Source organism: Streptomyces sp. NPDC096132 (genome assembly GCF_044763345.1).
Lineage (GTDB): Bacteria > Actinomycetota > Actinomycetes > Streptomycetales > Streptomycetaceae > Streptomyces.
On the sequence record NZ_JBIWGA010000039.1, the window covers coordinates 1 to 18,604 of the forward strand.

General features: G+C 69.9%; 17 protein-coding genes and 2 pseudogenes. 10 read left to right on the top strand and 9 right to left on the bottom strand.

Features of this window, described 5'->3' with window-relative positions; genetic code table 11:
• A pseudogene (locus tag ACIRF9_RS47115) lies at positions 1-659 on the top strand (hypothetical protein); the annotation flags it as partial.
• 157 nt (positions 660-816) lie between these two features.
• Here the strand turns inward: ACIRF9_RS47115 and ACIRF9_RS47120 are convergent.
• The gene (locus tag ACIRF9_RS47120; RefSeq protein ID WP_403836115.1) at positions 817-1,821 is read right to left on the bottom strand and encodes a hypothetical protein; all 1,005 of its coding nucleotides are present in this window, start codon (positions 1,819-1,821) and stop codon (positions 817-819) included.
• Between the two features lie 501 nt (positions 1,822-2,322).
• On the opposite strand from ACIRF9_RS47120, the gene ACIRF9_RS47125 reads away from it, so the two are divergent.
• The 8 genes and pseudogenes from ACIRF9_RS47125 (at position 2,323) to ACIRF9_RS47160 (ending at position 8,579) form a co-directional block, all read left to right on the top strand.
• Positions 2,323-2,514 (top strand): hypothetical protein, encoded by a 192-nt coding sequence (locus tag ACIRF9_RS47125; RefSeq protein ID WP_403836117.1) that lies wholly within the window; start codon positions 2,323-2,325, stop codon positions 2,512-2,514.
• Between the two features lie 4 nt (positions 2,515-2,518).
• On the top strand, positions 2,519-2,857 hold the full coding sequence (locus tag ACIRF9_RS47130; RefSeq protein WP_403836119.1) for an ArsR/SmtB family transcription factor: 339 nt from the start codon (positions 2,519-2,521) through the stop codon (positions 2,855-2,857).
• Positions 2,858-2,919: 62 nt separating this feature from the next.
• The gene (locus ACIRF9_RS47135; RefSeq protein WP_403836121.1) at positions 2,920-3,327 is read left to right on the top strand and encodes an ATP-binding protein; all 408 of its coding nucleotides are present in this window, start codon (positions 2,920-2,922) and stop codon (positions 3,325-3,327) included.
• 36 nt (positions 3,328-3,363) lie between these two features.
• Positions 3,364-3,513 carry a DUF6126 family protein gene (locus ACIRF9_RS47140; RefSeq protein WP_403836123.1) on the top strand — a complete coding sequence of 50 codons (150 nt, stop codon included), beginning with the start codon at positions 3,364-3,366 and terminating at the stop codon, positions 3,511-3,513.
• A 102-nt stretch (positions 3,514-3,615) separates the two neighbouring features.
• Positions 3,616-3,930, top strand: a complete 315-nt coding sequence (locus tag ACIRF9_RS47145; protein ID WP_403836125.1) for a hypothetical protein — start codon at positions 3,616-3,618, stop codon at positions 3,928-3,930.
• A gap of 774 nt (positions 3,931-4,704) precedes the next feature.
• Positions 4,705-6,747 (top strand): hypothetical protein, encoded by a 2,043-nt coding sequence (locus ACIRF9_RS47150; RefSeq protein ID WP_403836127.1) that lies wholly within the window; start codon positions 4,705-4,707, stop codon positions 6,745-6,747.
• Positions 6,748-7,009: 262 nt separating this feature from the next.
• Positions 7,010-7,769, top strand: a pseudogene (locus ACIRF9_RS47155) (site-specific integrase).
• A 213-nt stretch (positions 7,770-7,982) separates the two neighbouring features.
• Positions 7,983-8,579, top strand: coding sequence for a hypothetical protein (locus ACIRF9_RS47160; RefSeq protein ID WP_403836129.1), 597 nt, complete (start codon positions 7,983-7,985; stop codon positions 8,577-8,579).
• A 569-nt stretch (positions 8,580-9,148) separates the two neighbouring features.
• On the opposite strand, the gene ACIRF9_RS47165 is transcribed toward ACIRF9_RS47160, so the two are convergent.
• From ACIRF9_RS47165 to ACIRF9_RS47195, 7 genes are all read right to left on the bottom strand, one after another.
• Positions 9,149-10,633 (bottom strand): NADH-quinone oxidoreductase subunit C, encoded by a 1,485-nt coding sequence (locus ACIRF9_RS47165; RefSeq protein WP_403836131.1) that lies wholly within the window; start codon positions 10,631-10,633, stop codon positions 9,149-9,151.
• A gap of 2 nt (positions 10,634-10,635) precedes the next feature.
• Positions 10,636-12,231 carry a proton-conducting transporter membrane subunit gene (locus tag ACIRF9_RS47170; protein ID WP_403836133.1) on the bottom strand — a complete coding sequence of 532 codons (1,596 nt, stop codon included), beginning with the start codon at positions 12,229-12,231 and terminating at the stop codon, positions 10,636-10,638.
• The gene (locus ACIRF9_RS47175; protein WP_403836135.1) at positions 12,231-12,911 is read right to left on the bottom strand and encodes a hypothetical protein; all 681 of its coding nucleotides are present in this window, start codon (positions 12,909-12,911) and stop codon (positions 12,231-12,233) included. The genes ACIRF9_RS47170 and ACIRF9_RS47175 overlap by 1 nt, the downstream gene beginning before the upstream one ends.
• A complete protein-coding gene (locus ACIRF9_RS47180) occupies positions 12,908-13,864 on the bottom strand; it encodes a respiratory chain complex I subunit 1 family protein (RefSeq protein WP_403836137.1) in 957 nt (318 codons plus the stop codon). The genes ACIRF9_RS47175 and ACIRF9_RS47180 overlap by 4 nt, the downstream gene beginning before the upstream one ends.
• Positions 13,865-13,874: 10 nt before the next feature.
• Positions 13,875-15,908, bottom strand: coding sequence for a proton-conducting transporter membrane subunit (locus tag ACIRF9_RS47185; RefSeq protein WP_403836139.1), 2,034 nt, complete (start codon positions 15,906-15,908; stop codon positions 13,875-13,877).
• Positions 15,905-16,387, bottom strand: a complete 483-nt coding sequence (locus ACIRF9_RS47190; RefSeq protein WP_403836141.1) for an NADH-quinone oxidoreductase subunit B family protein — start codon at positions 16,385-16,387, stop codon at positions 15,905-15,907. Before ACIRF9_RS47190 ends, ACIRF9_RS47185 begins: the two co-directional genes overlap by 4 nt.
• Positions 16,388-16,558: 171 nt before the next feature.
• Positions 16,559-16,909: an ArsR/SmtB family transcription factor gene (locus tag ACIRF9_RS47195; RefSeq protein WP_403836143.1), complete on the bottom strand. Its 351-nt coding sequence runs from the start codon at positions 16,907-16,909 to the stop codon at positions 16,559-16,561.
• A gap of 432 nt (positions 16,910-17,341) precedes the next feature.
• Here ACIRF9_RS47195 and ACIRF9_RS47200 point away from each other — a divergent pair, with 432 nt between their 5' ends.
• Entirely contained in the window at positions 17,342-18,136 is a 795-nt protein-coding gene (locus ACIRF9_RS47200; RefSeq protein WP_403836145.1) for a 2-phosphosulfolactate phosphatase, read from the top strand.
• Positions 18,137-18,146: 10 nt separating this feature from the next.
• On the opposite strand, the gene ACIRF9_RS47205 is transcribed toward ACIRF9_RS47200, so the two are convergent.
• A complete protein-coding gene (locus ACIRF9_RS47205; RefSeq protein ID WP_403836147.1) occupies positions 18,147-18,560 on the bottom strand; it encodes an STAS domain-containing protein in 414 nt (137 codons plus the stop codon).
• Positions 18,561-18,604 lie beyond the last annotated feature (44 nt).

An 18,604-nucleotide genomic window follows, 5' to 3' on the forward strand; every position in this document is an offset into this window, starting at 1 on the left:
CAGGAACAAGATCAGCACGCACCCCGCCCACCCTGCCGACCAAGATCGTCGAGCACAAGACCGGCAGCTCAACTCATTCTGAAACGATCAGTAAGTACGGCAACAGCGAGGGAGCCTGCTACGCGCTGAACGTACGGGCAGCCACGGCGGCTCAGCCCGGCGCCAACAGCGCCGCCGACGCCCCTTCCGCCGGATCGCCGACGGACGACACGTCAGACCCAGCGGCCGGCCCGGACGCCACACCCGCGCCCGAGGACACTGCCGCGGAGGCTGAAGCATCCCAGTCCACTGCCGCCTCGGCGTCGGCCTCAGGCAGTGCGGCTCTCGCTGCTCTACAGCACCAGGCCCTGACCCGCACCTACACGCTCGGCGACTACACGGTGAACCTCACCAACGCCGACCCCTCCGGGTATGACATCAACGACCAACAGATCTACATCGCCGGCACGGTAACCTCCCACTCCTCCGATACCGGCACCATGAAACAGTTCGGCGTCGTCGTCACCCTGCTGCGCGCGAACGGCTCGGTCGACACCAGCGGCACACTGTGCGTCGAGCTCATGGGCGGAACCTCCGACGTGGTCGACACCACTACGGACGGCGGCACGCCGGACTGGACCTCGATCCGCATCACGCGCAGCCCCACGACGCCGTGCTGAACGGGCTCAGACGGCCTCACCGTGCAAGGCCGTCGTCCGGTTCGGCCCGACCCCTGTGAAAGTGCGAGATCTCGTGGGTTCAATCCCGCTTCTTTCCCTCGCTCTACGGAGAAGACGTCGCCGAGGCCCATGTCATGCTGAGGAAGCAGTATCGAGTTCACGGCTTGTCGAAACCGTAAGCATGCTCAAAGCACATCGGGCAGAGATCGCGGCGGCCGTCTTTGGTGGGCACCACCACGCTTCCGCAGCCGTACTCGCACGCGACCAGCTCCTCGTAGCTGTTGCCGCAGGAGAAGCACAAGGGGCTGGGTCTGTCCGGGGCGGCGGCGGTGCGCGCATCCAGGACCAAGAGTCCGGACCTGCAGTCGGGGCATGCGCGGGGCAACGGTCCGTCGCCACCGTTCTCGAAGTCCGCGTAAGCCTTTGGGTCCAGGACGTTCCTGGCGTAATGGTGGGCGAGTTGCTCTGGGGTGGCCCAGGTCTCTTCGCAGAAGCGACAGCTGAGCGGGCTGTCGACAACCAGGGGCAGGGCCGGCTGCGAACACTCGGGACACGCGACGGTCTGGGCGGCGTACGGCTCGAGTTCGGGACGCAGCCGGTCCATGCGGGTCTTGATGAAGGCCTGAATCTTCGCCAGTCGGCTGCGGACAGTGTAGATACCTTCGTCCGCGAACTCCGCCTCCCCACCGCTCAAACCAGGAACCAGATGGTCGGTGATGAACCGGAGCAGAATGTCCAGGACCTGGGCGGCGCGGGACTCCACGGCGGGGGCGGGCACGGACAGGCCGTAGTGCTGGAGAGCGTTGCGCCACTTTGCGAGCTGGGCTATCTGCTTCGTGTCCTTCTCGGAAACGACGATTCCTACGATGCCGCGCAGGCGGCTGATCGCCTCGGCGGTGCCGCAACTCTCGAACTCACCGTTCTCGAAGCGCACCCGGTCGGCCTTGCCTGGATCCTTGAACACCAAGCTCCAGTGCTCCTGCTGTAGACGTGCCTTGAGTAGCACCTCGGTGGCGGATTGGAGGTGAAGCACGGCGTACTTCAGATCCCAGACGGTCGGCTCGCCTGCCAGGTGGTTCACGACGCTTTGCAGGTAGTCGATGCCGTTGGCGATCGGGGGGAAGTGCACGCGCGGGCGCTCGCTCGGGATCAGCTCAGTCATGCACGCAAGCTAGCGAAGCGAACGATGTGGTCCCTGCCCCTCCTGTCCCTGCTTCCGACGTTGTTCGAACGGTTGATGCCCGGTGCGACTGGGTGGCCCCAGCCGTTCTACCGCCCGCCGAATCGAGCGCCGACGGGCGCCGGGAGGTACGGCCATCGGATATCGCCCCCCGATACCGATCATGATGGCTCTTCCAACGAGACACGGAAGCGGGAACGAACCCACAGGATCTCGCACACGAAGGAAGCGACGCCATCGCCGTACCACCGCCACGATGTCCGACGACACCCTGGACCATGTCCGGTGCGGCGAGAAAGCCCTTGTCCTCGCAGAAGCGAGCGAGGTCCGCAACAAATACGTCCTCGCTCCCCCGACAGGCGCGATCTGATCTCCGGCCCCCCTGATCCCTCGGCCTTGGCGGCCCGCCATCCACTACAATTGAAGAGTTGTTCAATTCACTAGTTGCCCTGTCAAGCAAGATTCAACAGGAGGAGGTCCTGGGTGGGCGGGTTCGTCGAAGCCGTACGGGAACGGGTCCGTGAGGCACGTGCCCGGCTCGCAGCCGCGCTGGCAGCCGAGGACGCCTACGAGGTAGCCGTGGCGGAGGACGAGCTGGACGACGCGATGCGGGTTGCGCGGCGGCACGGTGTCGACGTCAGTGCCGGCCCGGCCATGGACACGACCGAGGAGTGACCCGATGCCGGTTCCGCTGTACGAGGCGAAGGCGGAGTTCTTCCGGATGCTGGGGCATCCGGTGCGTATCCGGGTGCTGGAGCTGTTGCAGGACGGGCCGAAGCCCGTGCGGGAGCTGCTCGCGAAGATCGAGGTCGAGCCGTCGAACCTGTCCCAGCAGCTTGCCGTGCTGCGCCGCTCGGGCATCGTGACAGCTACGCGCACCGGTTCCACGGTGGTGTACGAGCTGGCCGGCGGTGATGTGGCGGAGCTGCTCGCCGCAGCGCGGCGGATCCTGGCCGTCCTCTGGTCCGGCCAGCGGGACCTGCTGGGTGAGTTGCAGGCTGCGGAGCCCTCACCGTGACGAGCGGGGGAGGGTTTCGACTGCCATGGCGGCGGGCTCGGCCGGCGGCCACGATCGAGCATGTGCCGCCAGCGGTGCGGCGGCACATCGTCTCGCTGAAGCTGGGGCCGGACACGGTCAGGCGGACACGCGAGGCGGTGGCCCGGCACCTGCCGGACGCGGGCGTGTCCCCGGGTTCGGCGTTCGCGGACGCGGTGCTGCTGGTGACCAGTGAGCTGGTCACCAACGTGCTACGGCATGCCGCGCACTCACCGGTGATCGATGTCGGGCTGACGAGCGCGGCCGGACAGCTCGTCGTCAGCGTCGCGGACGCCGAACCGCGCCTGCCGGAGCTCACCGACAGCGGCATGCGGGCGGGGCTGCGGACGGTGAGCGAGCTCGCTGCCGACTACGACGGTGACATCAGTGCCGAACCGGCTGTCGACCACGACGGCAAGGTCGTCCTCGTACGGTTCCGGATGCCTTCGTAGAGCGCACCGGACGGGAGCCAGGCAGGAGACACTCCAATGAACAGGGAAAAGAAGAAGGCCCAGGACAGGGAGAGCCGGGAGGAGCGCGGCATGTGGCTGCGCGCCTTCTACTACATCTTCGGCACGCACATCATCGCGGGCTGGGTGATGCTGCTGTTCTACCTCGCAGACCACGCCGGCAAGTGACAGGGCGTACATCCGCAGCCCAATGCCGACGCGCCTTCACCATCGGACGGACCAGAGCGAGGCGAGCCAGAGTGGCCGTACCCGGAGAGACGACTCCCTGAAGTGATCACCGTCTCGGGGCACCCCGATCTCACCGCGCCCGCTCTGGCGCTGCTTGAAGAGGAACTGGGCAGGCGCCTGACCACCCGCGCACGAATGGGGAAGGCCGGTCTGGTGCAAGCCGGGCAGGAGCTGCCGGTGGTCTTCGGGCGGGCCGCCCGCCCGGCGGAACTGGCGCCGGTCACCGTGCTGCCCTCCAGGAACGGCGTCCCGGAGGTGTTGGAGGCGCGAGACCGTCGAGCGGCGGGGGAGTTGCCGCTGCTCTCGCAGCAGGCGCGGCTGCTGGAGTACGGCCCGAGTGCCCCTCACGCTTGCTGATCATGGCCTGCGGAGACGTCTTCGGGGCTGTGCGTAAAGCGACCCTGTTATCTCTGGCAAGGAGGAGACCGTGCCTCCGTCGTGCCGCTCGTCGATTTCTGAAGTCGCCTGCACGGATGTCCAAAGTCCTCTGCACGCCTGCATCTCGAAGGCGTTCGTCAGTACTCTGGATTTCCGGGATGTCGTCTTGTCTGGTGGTCGATGATTGGGTGTCATGACGAGGCATGGATGGGTTTGGGGCGGAGCTGGCGTCATAGCCGTGGCGGTGGCTGGACTGAGCGCCTACTTCGCGGTGGTCGGGTTGGACAAGGCCGACAAGATGGCCAGTGTGGTCGGGGGCTTGGCCGCGTTGGTCGGGCTGGCCTTAACGGCCTACGGGGTCAGAGCCCCCGGCGAAGGCCCGCGTGTGGTGCAGCGGGCCAGGGCGTCTGGCCAGGGTCGGGTGACCCAGGTCGGCGGGAATGAGACGACCGGTGAGTCGGGGGGCGGGGCAGCGAGGGGCGTTCCCGGAGGCGTGCAGCAGGACGCCGAAGCCACGGAGAAGGGGACGATCTCCCAGGTCGGAGGGGATCAAGACCCTCCGGGTCGGCCGTGACCGGGCGCTGGCCCCGCCGGGGGCGGGGGTCTCAGGAGGTGTCACAGGAGGCCACGGCGTCAGGTGACGCCCGGATCTACCAGGCGGGCAGGGACCAGCACGTCCATCACCACCACCCGACGGGTGAAGGGTCTACGGCAAGGGTGCCGGTAGGGCGGACGGTGGATCATTGGGATCCCGTGGAACTCGGGGTACACCGGGCCATCGAGGGTGGGGCACTGCCGCCGTACGTGCGGCGGCAGCATGATGATCTGCTGGATGCAGTGCTCAACCCGGAGCTGGCCACCAACCGGCTTGTGGTGCTGCGTGGGGGCTCCTCCACAGGCAAGTCGCGCACGGCCTACGAAGCGGTGATGGCGCGGTGGAAGCGCTCGCCGTTGTTCTACCCACGCACGGCGGCCGAGTTGGCCCGGCTGTTGCGAGAAAGGAGCATGCGCAGTGCGGTGCTGTGGCTCAACGAACTGCGCCACTACGCCGATGAGCCCGGTAGATCGGAGGTGTTGTTCGAGCTGGCCGAGCTCCTGACCGGCCGCGACCGCATCCTGGCCATCACCGCGGTGTGGCCGAATTTCTGGGCCAAGTATCGTGCCAACCCACCCGGCGAGCCAGGCAGCCCCGATCCGTACCGGGCGGTCCGGGAACTACTCTCGCCATTGGCGGACCTGGCCAGCACCGATCCTCAGAATGTGGACGCTGGTCGTGGCTGGGTCATCGACGTACCCAACCACTTCACCGCCAATGACCTCGACTATGCCCGCCGCCTCGACGACACCGTGCTACACAATGCCATCGCCGCTGCCGTAAACGCCGATCCACCGGGCCAGGTCACGCAGTACCTGGCCGGTGTTCCCGATCTACTCAACCACTACCAGGGGCCCGGCGCCGACCCCTACGGGCAGGCCCTGATCACCGCGGCCATGGACGCCATACGACTCGGGCACGACCAACCTTGCCAGCCTGAACTACTACAGGAGGCCGCGATCGGCTACCTGGGCTCTCGGCGCCGCACCGTCCCGGCCGCACAGTGGCAGCAGGACGCCTTGGCCTACGCTATTCAGCCTCTCAAAGGCGCGGTCCAGGCATTGGAACCGGTTCCGCCCGAGTGCGGCACCGGCGTGGTCAGCTACGTGCTGGCCGACTACCTCGACCAGCACGGCCGCAAGACCCGGCGTACCGCGGACGTTCCCATGGCCCTCTGGCAAGCACTCCTCGATCACGGTGATCCCCGCGAATACCTGTCCCTAGCTGCCGCAGCTCAGGCACGAGGGCTGCTTCGGCTCTCGTTTCGCTTCTCCTCTGCTGCGGCGGCAGCCGGAGAGGAAGCCGGGCTCAGCATGACTGCGCGCCTCCTGAGAGACTCCGACCGGATCGACGAGGCGATCACCTGGTATCGCCGTGCAGCTGAGGCTGGAGTCGAGGACGCACTATATAGCCTGGCTGAGGCATTGCGCTCTGCGTCCCGTGCGGATGAAGCGCTTCTCTACTACCAGCGCGCTGCCAAGGGCGGCAACAAGCAGGCCATGAGTCACATGGCTGACCTGTTGCGGCGGGAGGGCAACCTCGATGGAGCCATGGTCTGGGAACGACGTGCTGCCAACGCCGGAAACCCCGACGCGGCGCTCCGTGTGGCGGAGCGGCTGGTCAAGGTGGGCAGCTTGGATGAGGCGATTGTCTACTACCGCCGAGTGGCGGGAAACGGCAGCCTGTCTGCCGCGAGGGAACTCGTCGTTCTGCTGACCGAGGTCGGCAGAGCCGAAGAGGCCGCAGAAGTGGAGCAAGACGCTGACACACGGGAGTACTACGCCGACCTGGATGAAATTCGTGCCATCGAGGACGAGGACAGGCGCGATCTTCAGTGGCTGAGTGAGGAGGCCGAGGGTCTGGCCGATGCGGGAGCCATCGAGAGTGCGCTCTTCTATTACGAGAAGTGCGCCGATGCGGCAGGCGACGACATCACGCCCTATGCGGGGTGGTACGCATTCGGAGCCATGCGTGATGCCGTGCGCCTACTTCATCGAACGCGTGGGCTGGAGGCCGCTCTGTCCTGGCTGTGGAATCGAGCCAAAGCTGCCGATGACAGGGCCCTCGACGAGGCCGTCAATCTGCTGCGGGAGGCCGGACGGGCATCAGAGAGCGATCAACTGCGCCGTTTCGGGTGGGAGCTTGACGGGTCGATCTCCCCTCCCTGGCGGTCTTTGCCCGCCCTGCCTCGGTCCGGCTGAACCGCGATATCGGCGAGCAGTACCATCCACCTGGTGAAGGATGTGGAAACTCGTCCGGCAGCCAGCGGCCCGAGCGGGGGTTGGGGTGCAACTGCTGGGTCTCCTCCCGCCCGTGCTGCACACGACTACGGCCAAGTCGACCCGCAGTGCAGGCCACTTCGGGGCGTCCGAGAGTTCACAGCCCCCTGCACTCGGTAGCGGACTCGCAGCTCACCAGTACGGGCGACTTCGGACATTGACACAGCTGCCCGCCGGGAGGGCGTTGACCGTTCGCAGGGCGGCGGACGTGTTCCTCGACTCGCTTGACAACGCGAACACCCTCCGGTCGTACGGCATCGGGGTCGGCAAGTCGGCCGCACGCCTCGGCGAGATGCGTCCGCTCGCCACTGTCTCGGACGACGAGATCGGCAAGGCTCTCGAACTTCTTTGGGGTACCTCGGCAGTCAACACGCGGAACGCTCGCCGGGCGGCGGTGCTGTCCTGGCTGGGCTGGTGCGCCGAGCGCGGGTACGACGGCCCGCGGTGCCGGCCTGGGTGAAGCGGCTGCCTCCGCCGGAGTCGCAGACCCCGGCCCGCTCGAAGATGGCGATCGATCGGCTGATCGCCCGCCGCGATGTCCATCTGCGGGAGAAGACGCTGTGGCGGTTGCTGTACAAGACGGTCGCGTGGGTGGAGGAAATCCTTGGCCCGATGTTCACCCACGGCAGGCCCGGTCCCGGGAAGGTCCTCGGCTCCCGCGATGTCTGCCCCGATACCGGGCTGGCCCGGCTGTCGTACGGGCAGGCCCGCGCTCTGCTGGATGCGCACACGGCCGTCGGCGGGTGCCAGGCACAGGATGGGGCCTGCACGAGTACCGGCACTCGGGACTCACCCACCTCAGCGAGGGCGGGGCCAGTCTGCCGATGCTCATGGCGAAGTCGCGGCACAAGAAGCCGGAGAACGTACGGCGCTACTCCCATCCGTCAGCGGAGGCGATCGCCGAGGTCACCAGCCTGCTCGCGCCCGGCGACAGCCGACACTGAACCCAACGCTGTTGGCCGGCGGGCTCGTCGTCGAAGCCGGCCGACCCCCGTCTCGTCTCCGCGCCAGCTGATGCCGGTACGGCATGGAGGGCGGATCGGTTCGGCGAGCCCTGCCCAACCCAACCCGGCACCCCTGCTGCGCCTCCAGCCCGCCAGAACTCGCCTTCGGCAAATCTCTTGTACTCATTCAAAATCTTGTGCATCATTCAATGCATGCCTTCACAGGAACTGCTGAACGACATCTTCGACATCCGCTGGCCGCTGCCGCACTTCCCCGAAGATGACCAGGCCCCTCCGGGCCAGCGCAGAGCCGCGGAAGACGCGTTGGGACAGCGCGCGGCCTACATCAGGAGAATGGGAGCCGCAGCGGCAGAGCACGGCGGCCCGGACCACGATCCACTCCTCGCCTCTCTCGGGGACCTCGTCGCGATCAAGAAGGCCGCCGACGAGCAGATCCGGCTGCTCCTGGCCTACGGCCGGGTCTACGTCACCCCGCGGCCGCACACGCTGGAAACCCTCGGCCAGGCCGCCGGTCTCACGCCCTCCGGCGTCAGCCGCGCCTTCGGCGCCAAGGAGATCCTCGCCGTCGGGAACCTGACCGGCCGGCGCCCCGCCGCAGTCGAGATCAGCGATCACCACCCCGACCTCTTCCCCGGTGATGACAGCCGACGGCGGTGCACCTGGGGAGGCAGCAAGAACAACCCCTGCACCGACGAGCCCAAGTACGCCGTCACCGACAAGTCAGGCACCAAGTGGGCCTGCTGCGACAGCCACCTGCCCGGTTACCTCCGCTCCCGCCCCCACGCCTGAGCAGCCGAACGGGCTCTCCATGTACACCCGGTACTGCCGAAGCTGCCGCCGAGTAGCGCTGCGGAGGTACGCCAGCACACTGCGAGTACACCGTGACCCCTGCCTTGAGCGGCCGTCCTGGCGGGGGGTCACGGTCTCATCGCTTCTACGAACCGACCAGGTCGCGGATGCGGTCGAGCTTCTACTCCGGGGTCAGCACTTCGCCGTGATCCGCCAGGGCCTCCAGTGCCGCCCGGACGGTCGCGCTGGTCCGGGTGGAGAACGGCGTTGATGATCCGGGCGCGGGTGCCGCCGTCGTTCTCATAGATCCAGACCCTCTGCGCCTGGCAAGGCACGGTGTTGTGCTGCGGGTCGAGCGTGCCCTCCGGGAAGCAGCCCAGCCTTTCCCTGTCCAACGCCTCCGCCACCTCGACGAGCACCCACTTGCCCAGCTTCGTGTGACCGAACTCCTTCCTAAGGCCCCGAGGTTGGCCCAATCAGCCCGCCCTCCGCACGGCACCATGCCGCGATGGTGGTGCTTTCGCCAGGGCCGAATCATCCGTGATTGACATGCCCACTTCAGTGGCGGGTTACAGGTCGTTTCCGGCGTAGGAGAGGTTGAAGCTCTTGTTGGTCAGGGGGAAGTCCGGAACGATCGTGTCCGCGAGGGCGACCGGCAGGGCGGGCCAGTTGAAGAAGGACGGGTCGACGGGCTTGACCCGGGCCAGGGTGTTGTCGGGGGCGAGTTCGACGCGGGTGGCGATGGTGCCGCGCCATCCCTCGACCAGGCTCGCCCCCGTGCGCGGGCCCGCGCCGGGCTCCGGCGGGGCGGCCAGTATCGCCTTCGGGGCTTCGAGGTCCGCGGCGAAGTGCTCGATCAGGGCGAGGGAGGTGTCGATCTCCTCGGCGCGGACGAGGAAGCGGGCCAGGACGTCGCCGCTGTCGTGGACGGGTACGTCGAGGGCGTTGGCGTAGAGCGTGAAGGGGTGGGTGATCCGGGCGTCGGCGGGGATGCCGCTGGCGCGGGCGACGTAGCCGAGGCAGCCGATCTCGCGGGCGGCGTCCGTGTGCAGGATGGCTGTACCGGTGAAGCGGTCACGGACGGTGGAGTGGCCCAGAGCCAGGTCCGTGATCTCGCGGATGTCCGCGCCAATGGTCTTGAGCCGGGCTGGGTCGGGCAGGGCGCGCAGGGCCGCTCCGCCCGGGACGACTCCGCCGCGCAGCAGACGGTGGCCGGTGGTCTCCTGGTTGAGGCGCAGCAGTTGTTCGCGGACGCGCTGGGCGTGGGTGTTGAGGATGCCGTGGCCGACGTCGTTGCAGAGCATGCCGAGGTCGGCGACGTGGTTGTGGACTCGTTCGAGCTCCAGGAGCAGGGCGCGGGCGCGCTGGGCCTCGGGGGGAACCTGGGTGTCCGTGCCTTCCTCGACGGCGAGGCAGTACGCGAGGGCGTGGCCGACGGCGGTGTCACCGCTGATGCGTTCGGCCAGCGGCAGTCCGGCCGCGATCGAGCGGCCCTGAAAGAGCTTTTCGATGCCCTTGTGGACGAACCAGAGGCGGGCCTTGAGTTTGAGGATGGTCTCGCCGACGACGGAGAAGCGGAAGTGGCCGGGTTCGATGAGGCCGGCGTGGACCGGGCCGACCGGGATCTCGTAGACGCCGTCGCCCTCGACCTCCAGGAAGGGGTAGGGGCCTTCCTGCTCACCGAAGGCCGGCGGAGGCCCGGCGTCGGGCCGCATGGGGTACCAGCCGCGCGGCCAGTGGAAGTGGCGTACGAGACGGCGGGGCAGGGGGTGGTCGAGGGGGGTGATACCGAAGAGGTCGTGCATCTCGCGCTCGAACCGGCCCGCGGGGAAGGAGAGGTGGGCGAGGGTGGGCACCTCGGGGTGGTCGGGGTGGAGGCGGACGTGGAGTTCGGTGCGGGTGTCGGGCGGTCCGGAGGTGAACAGGTACACCACGCGCGGGCCGGTGTCGTCCATGTGTGCGGCGACCAGTGCGAGCCGGTGGCCTTTGCTGAGCAGGTCCTCGGCGTGCTGGGGCAGTGCGGCGGGGCTGATTTGGTACGTCGTACGCGTCACTGTCAGTGGCCTCCGATCGCCTGGGCGGCGGCGTGGAGCAGGTCGGTGAGCGGACCGGTGGCGATGCCCAGGGCGGCGCAGGCCGCCAGGCCCAGCGACAGAGGCCAGTCGGCGGCAGAGCCGCGTTCAACCGGTGTGCCCGGGCCCAGGAGCATGCGGGCGGTACGGGCGGCGAGCGCCGCGAAGGCGACGAGGACGAGCAGCAGGGCCGCCGCCGTGGCCCAGGCCAGACCGCCTCCGGCGGCGAACCCGGCGCGGGCGATGCCCAGTTCGGAGGCGAAGAGACTGAACGGCGGAAACGCCATCAGCGCGACGATCGCCAGCCCGAACGCCCCGGCCACTGCGGGAACTTGGGAGAGCAGGCCGCGGACCCGGCCGATCCGCGCCGTACCGGTCAGGTGAAGGATGCGGCCGGAGGCGCAAAACGCGACGGACTTGGCGAGCCCGTGCCCGGCGATGTGCAGCAGGGCCGCGGACAGGGCGAGCGGGCTGCCGATCGCCGTGGCCAGGGCGATCAGGCTCATGTGTTCCATGCTGGAGTAGGCGAGCATCCGTTTGTAGTCGCGCTGGGCCAGCAGCAGTCCGGCCGCGAGCGCGAGCGTGAGCAGGGCGATCCCGGTGAGCAGGACACGGGTGAAGTCGGGGCCGAGGGCGGCATCCGCGATGACCCGGTAGCGCAGGATCGCCGCGAAGGCGACGGACAGCAGCACGCCGGACATGAGGGCGGAGACCGGGGCGGGGGCCTGGCTGTGGGCGTCGGGCAGCCAGGCGTGCAGCGGGATCAGACCCGCCTTGGCGCCGAAGCCGAGGACGATCAGGGTGATGCCGAGCCGGGTGACGGCCGGGTCGAGTCGGTCGGCGCGGGCGACGAGGGTGGGCCAGTCCAGCGCCCACGCCTCGGCGATGCCGGCCTGCCGGGCGGCGTAGTAGATCAGGACGGTGCCGAGGAAGGCGAGCGCGATGCCCGCCGAGCAGATGACGACGTACTTCCAGGCGGCCTCGACCGAGGTCCGGGTGTGGCGGTGGCCGACGAGGAAGGCGGTGACGATGGTGGTGGCCTCGACGGCGACCCACAGCACGCCGAGGTTCGCCGTCACCACGGCCAGGCACATGGCGGCCAGGAACGCCTGGACGAGGACGTGGTAGCGCCACGCGGCCCGTGCCGATGCCCGTCCGGCGGTCCGCTCGCCGGCCAGATACGCGGGAGCAGAGGCGCAGGCGATCAGCGCCACGGTGCCGACGACCAGCAGCATCCAGGCGGTCAGGGCATCGGCCCGCAGCAGTCCGGCGTACACGGACAGCGGTCCGTCGTCCACCACGGCCCTCGCCAGCAGGCTCCCGCACACAAGGATCACAGCAGGCGAGACGAGGACAGCCCAGGCAGAGGGATACCGCTGCGGAACATCCCTCACCTCGGGTGCTTCTGTCACCAGGAGGGCGCCCTCCCCTGGCATCTGTCGAGGCGCTGCCGGCACCTTGGCCGGGGTCCGGACCCGCAGCCCGGTCAGCGCGTACACGCCCGCCACGGCGAGCGGGACGGTGACGGGCAGCGTGAGGAGCAGCGCGGAAGCGGTGGCCCCTTGTGATGGATGCAGCATCAGTCGTGCAGCTCCCGCAGGTCGTCGATGTCGGTGGTGCCGAACGCCTCCCGCATCCGGGTGGTGAGGACCTGCAGGACGAGGACCGCGAGGAGGACATCGAAGGAGACACCGAGTTCGACGATGAGCGGTACCCCGGAAGTGGCCAGGAAGGCGGTGGCGGTGATGCCGTTGTCCAGGAGCAGGAAGCCGACGACCTGGGCGAGGGCACGGCGGCGGGTGACCAGGACGAAGAAGCCGATCAGGACGACGGCGAGGCCGACGGGCAGGGCCCGGGTGGCGGGGGTCGGGTTCAGCGCGGTCAGGGGCCGGGCGACGGCGTAGGCCAGCAGGGTCAGCAGGGCGGCGGTCAGCAGCGAGGCGGCGACGTTGACTAGGGGCTGGGTCTCCCGTACCTCCTCACCACGCACCCGGTCGGCAGCGAGCGCTGTCAGCGCACGCCGCATCAGATACGGCAGGGCGCCCGCCCTGAGCAGGCCGACACCGATCCCCACACCGATCAGGTCCCACCGCTCCTCGTGTACGCCGAGGAGTACGGCGATCGCGGCGAGCGCGATGCCCTGAAGGGCGAAGACCCGGACGATCGCGGCCAGTTCACGCAGCCACAGCACGATCACGGCCGCCAGTAGGAACGCGCCGCAGGCCAGATCAAGGAGCTGGGTGTACAGGCCGTCGCTCATGCCGCTCCGTTCAGGAAGTAGGAGGCGGTCACCGCGAGCAGCGCCAACAGGAAGGACCCGGCCAGGAGTTCGGGCACCCGGAACAGCCGTACCTTGGCCCAGAACACCTCGGCCGCCGCCAGCACCGCGCCCAGGAGCGTGACCTTCGCCGCGAACAGCACCAAGGCCAGGACGAGCGCACCCCAGGAGCCGTCGGTGGCGATGCCCCAGGGGAGGAACAGCGAAGACAGCAACCCGAGCAGCAGGGTGAGCCGCATCTGGGCGCCGAGTTCGACCAGCGCCAGGTCAGGTCCGGCGTACTCCAGGACCATCGCCTCGTGGATCATCGTCAGTTCGAGGTGGGTGGCGGGGTTGTCCACGGGGATCCGCCCGGTCTCCGCGAGTACGGCGACGGCGAGCGCGGCGGTGGCCAGCAGGCCGGCCGGGGAGGCGAGGCGGGCCGGATCACGGACCGCGCCGGTGACGATGGCCGGGATGTTGGTCGTACCCGACGGTATCGACAGGGCGAACACCGACAGCAGGATGGTCGGTTCCACCAGCGCGGCCACCGTCATCTCCCGGGAGGCGCCCATCCCGCCGAACGCGGTACCGGTGTCCAGCCCGGCCAGAGCCAGCGCCAGCGTGCCCAGCGCGATCAGCGCCACCACCACGATGAGGTCCGCGTGCCCACTGACCGGGGTGTCGGTGGACAGCAGCGGCACCAGGGCTGCGGCGACCACGGTGGTCGCGACCAGCAGAGCGGGGGCGGCTCGGAAGGCGGCACCGGTGCCCACCGGTGTGATGGGCTCCTTGCGCAGCAGCTTGCGCGCATCCCGCCACGGCTGGAGTACTCCGGCCCCGGCCCGGCCCTCCATATGGGCGCGTACCTGCCGCATCCACCCGGTCAGCAGCGGGGCCCCGGCACCGACCACGACGATCTGGCCGGCCACGGCCGTGTATCCGACAGCACTCATCTGTTCGCTCTCACCAGCCCACCGCCAACGCCAACAGCAGGACGACCAGGCCGACGAAGCCGTAGCCGAGATAGAGGTGGACACTGCCGTTCGCCAGCCGCCTGGCGGCCCGACCGGTGCCGGCCAGAGCCCGCAGCACCGGCTCGTACAGCCGGTGCTCGATCCGGTCGGGCACCCGGTGCTGGAAGCGCACCCGTTCCACCAGGTACGCCGACTCGCGCACCGGTGTGACATCCACGTCCTGCTCGGGCGCGAGAACGTCGTCGAAAACCCGCTGCAGCGGCTCGGCGAACGAGGTCGCCGTATAGGCCATGCGCGGACTCGGCGCCCCGCCGCCGCAGTCCCACAGCCGGGCGTTCACCCGGCGCCGCCGCCGCTGGTACAGCCGGGGCAGCCCCACGGCCACCCCCATCGCGGCGGTCAGGGCGGCCACCACCCACAGCGGCGACAGCGTTGCCGAGACATCCGCGAGCCGAACCTGCAGCCCACCGCCCGACACCGCACCGCTGCCCGGCAGCCCGGTCGCGCCCACAGCTCGGTCCAGGCCGTCGCCCAGCAGCCCGGGCACCAGCGCCAGAGCCACGCACGCCGCCCCGAGCAAGCCCATTCCGGCCAGCATGAGGAAGTGGGCTTCCTCGGCCGAGGCGGCCTTCTCACTGCGCGGCCGGGCGAAGAAGCCAACGCCGAGGGCCTTGACAAAGACCGCCGCCGCGATGCCGGCGGACAGCGCGATCAGCGCCACCGACAGCGGCAGGACGACGGCCATGGCGACGCCGGGCACGTCCAGTCCGTGGATCAGGGACTGCAGCAGCAGCCACTCGCTGATGAACCCGTTGCCGGGCGGCAGGGCCACGGCACCCAGCGCGGCCAGCGCGAACAGCCCGGCGGTGGCCGGCATCCGCGGCCGTAGCCCGCCCAGCTGGTCGAGGTCGCGCACGCCGGTCGCCCGTAGCACCGACCCGGCCGCGCAGAACAAAAGGGCCTTGAAGGCGGCATGGTTGACGACGTGGAGCAGGGCCGCCGCCAGTGCCAGTGCCGCGAGCGGCTCGTCGCCGTAGGCGGCGAACAGCCCGGACGCCCCCACGCCGATCAGGACGAGCCCCATGTTCTCCGAGGTCGAGTACGCGAGCAGCCGTTTCAGGTCGGAGGCCATCGCCGCCTGCAGGATGCCGTACACCGCGCTCGCGCCGCCCACCGTGATCAGCCCGAGCCACCACCACGCCGGTCCGCCGCCGAGCAGGTCGAGACCGGTGCGGACGAGGCCGTAGATCCCGAGGTTGACCATCGCGGCGCTCATCAGCGCCGACACCGGGCTGGGTGCCTCCGGGTGGGCGCGCGGCAGCCAGGCGTGCAGCGGCACCGCGCCCGCCTTCGACGCGAACGCCGCCGCGACCAGCACGAACACCAGCCCGCGAACCTCGGGCGACACCGCCGGCTCGCCCGCCCGCAGCGTGGCGAACGTCTCCCCGCCGGCCTGCGCGGCGAAGAGGGCGAACCCCGCGAGGAGCAGCACCAGTCCGAGGTGGGTCATCACCGCGTACCAGACCCCGGCCTGCCGCACCGAGGCCCGCTCACGGTGCTCGGCCAGGACCAGCAGCAGGGAGGCGAGCGCCATCAGCTCCCACAGCAGAAGGAACGTCGACACCGACGCCGCCACGGGCACCAGGACCAGCGTCAGCGCGAACAGCGGCAGCACCGCCTGCGCCGTACGGGAGGCGAGGGCGTGCGGCCCGTGCCCGGCCGTGTAGCCGATGCCGTACACCGCGACCGCCGTCACGACCGCCCCGGCCACCGCCATGAACAGGCCCGCGAGCGCGTCCACCGCGAGATGCGTCCCGGCCAGCGGCAGCACCCCCGGGAAGACGGCCGTCCAGCGGTCTCCGCCCAGCGCTGCGACACCGGCCGCGCCACCGCTCACCCCCACACCCGCCGTCAGAACCCCCACCACCGCACCGCGCATCCGGTACGGCAGCACGCTCCCGGCCAGCGCCCCCGCGCCGCCCAGCGAAGTGGCCGTCGCCAGGGCGGCCGGGATCACGCTCACCGGCCGGTCACCCTCCTCAGGGCCGCCACGATCTCCCCCGGCTGCGGCGGGCACCCGGGCACCGCCAGGTCCACCGGTACGACATCGGCGACCGCGCCCTCGACGCCGTAGCCGCCGGCGAACTCCCCGCAGTCGATCGCGCAGTCCCCCACCGCGACCACCAGCCGCGGCTCCCCCATCGCGGCGACCGTCCGGCGCAGCGGCTCCGCCATGTTCCGTGTCACCGGCCCGGTCACCAGTGCCACGTCCGCGTGCCGGGGCGAGGCCACCAGCCGGGCGCCGTAGCGTTCGGCGTCATACACCGGGTTGAAGGCCGCCGCGATCTCGATCTCGCAGCCGTTGCAGGAACCCGCGTCCACGCACCGCACCTGCGCCGAACCGCCCAGCTCCGGCGCCCGCTCGGGCACGTCGCCGGTCGGGCGCGGCGGCGCGGGTTCGGCCACCCGCCCGGTGTCATGGATCTTGCGCAACAGCCCCATGAACCTCTCCTCGTTACGGTGAGGACCTCTCCGCAGATGACCAACGAGCCTTCCCGCGGTCGGAGTCACGGCATTTTCCGACGCTTTTACCTGTAGGGAGGAGGCGGCCGCCTCCCTGACCCTTGAGCGCTGTCCAGCTCACGGGAGACGGCCGCCGTATGTGGGCCGTCGTCACGACGGCGGTTTGCCCTGGGGCTGGGCGGCCTGGAGGTCGGCGAGCAGTTCGGCCTGTCCGCTCAGTACCCCGGAAAGAATGGTGCGGGCGACCCGCAGCAGCTCGGCGACATGCGGGCTGGTCAGCGAGTAGTAGACCGTCGAGCCCTCCCTGCGCGTCACGACCAGGTTCGCCCGCCGCAGCACGGCCAGTTGCTGGGAGAGGTGCGCGGGCTCGATGCCGACCTCGGGCAGCATCTCGGCGACCGCGTGCTCGCGCTCGCTCAGCAGCTCCAGGACCCGGATGCGGGCCGGATGCCCGAGCGTTTTGAAGAACTCGGCCTTCAGCTGGTACAGCGGCGTACTCACCTGGCCTCCCCCTTCCCGCAACAACAGCACGGCACTGCCGGCCGGACCTCGGCGCATCGCATCCACCCACTCGTCACACGCATGCGGCCCATCCTCACCCGCGCGAGCGGCCGCACCGAATCCGCGCTGAGACACCGGGCCGCCGATTCCGGCGATGATGAACTCTGGAATTGCTAACATTAGCAATTACTGAGGCTGTGTGAGGGAGGTTTGCGTGAGGATCACTCCGCTGCGCGGTAACGGCGTCACCTGGTTCAAGTGCCCGGCCTGCCGCCTGAAGTGCCGCCCGGCCGCCGTCGGCGAGGACGGCAGCTGCCCGGGATGCGGCCATGGCCGCATGCTGAGACTTTCGTTCGGCGGTCGTACCACCAGGCAGCCTGTACGGAACGACCGCGACTGATCCGCGCACGGCAGGCCGACGGGGAGGGTGCGATGGGCGGCTGGGGGTCCCAGTCCGGCAGCGGGGTACGTTTCGAGTGGGGCCCCGCGGGCGCGGCGCACCTCACCAAGGGGGCCGCCTGTGTGGTCGTCGTTGACGTGCTGTCCTTCACCACGGCGGTGAGCGTCGCCACCGCGAAGGGCATCCGTGTCCTTCCCTTCTGGTGGCCTGCCGCGGGCGCCGGTGACGCCGAGCGCGCCGGTGCGGCCATGGCCGCCGAGGCATACGCCCGCCAGTCGGGCGCCCGGCTGGCCGCCGGACGCCGGACGGTCAGCCCCGACACCCCGTGGTCGCTCTCGCCCGCGCATCTGCGGACCGCGCCGTTCGTCGCCCGTCTGGTGCTCCCCTCGCCGAATGGTGCGTCCATCGCGGCCACGACCCCGCGCGGCGTGCCACTGGTCGCCGCGTGCCTGCGCAACGTCACGGCGGTCGGCAGCTGGCTCACCTCGCGTGGTTACGGCTCCCCCGCGCGCCCGGTCGCCGTCGTCGCGGCCGGAGAACAGTGGCCGGACGGCCGACTGCGCCCCGCCGTGGAAGACCTCATCGGTGCCGGAGCCCTCATCAGCGACCTTCACTCGCAGGGCGCCGGCCCGCTTTCCGCCGAGGCCGCCGCCGCGAAGGCGGTCTACGACGGCACGGCCGACCTCGGCCGCGCGGTCGCCACCGGCGCCTCGGGCCGCGAACTGACGGCGCTGGGCTTCGCGGAGGACATCGCCATCGCCACGCAGGAGGACGCCTGCACGCACGTGCCGGTACGGGACGGCGACGGCGCTTTCGCCCGGGGCTGACCGGGCCGGATCAGCGGTCGGCGTCCTGGGTGGGCCAGCCCGTGGTGCGCCACTCCTGGCGCTCCTCGCTCTGCTCCGCTTTCTGCCCGGTCCGGTGTGCGGCGAGCGCTGACAGCAGATCCGCGTGGACCGGGATCGGTGGGCAGTCACCGGCCGGGACGAGGGAGCCGTCGGCGGGGATCGCGGCCAACTCGAGGCTGCGGCCCGCCTCGGCGAGGAGCTGAGCGGCGTCGATGATGGCAAGCTGCCCCTCGGGCGACCACCCGCGCAGCTCGGTGAGGTCCACGACGACCGGGCCGGTGCCACGGGCGAGGGACCAGCCGATGGCTCCGCGGAAGCGGTGCACGGCGTCGGGGCCGAGATGCCCGGCGACAGAGAGGACGCCGAGATCGTCCTGGACGGTGTAGCGCCAGTCGATGGTCATGGTGGTGCACTTCCTTGCGCGATCGGATGGTGGAGGTCTGCGCT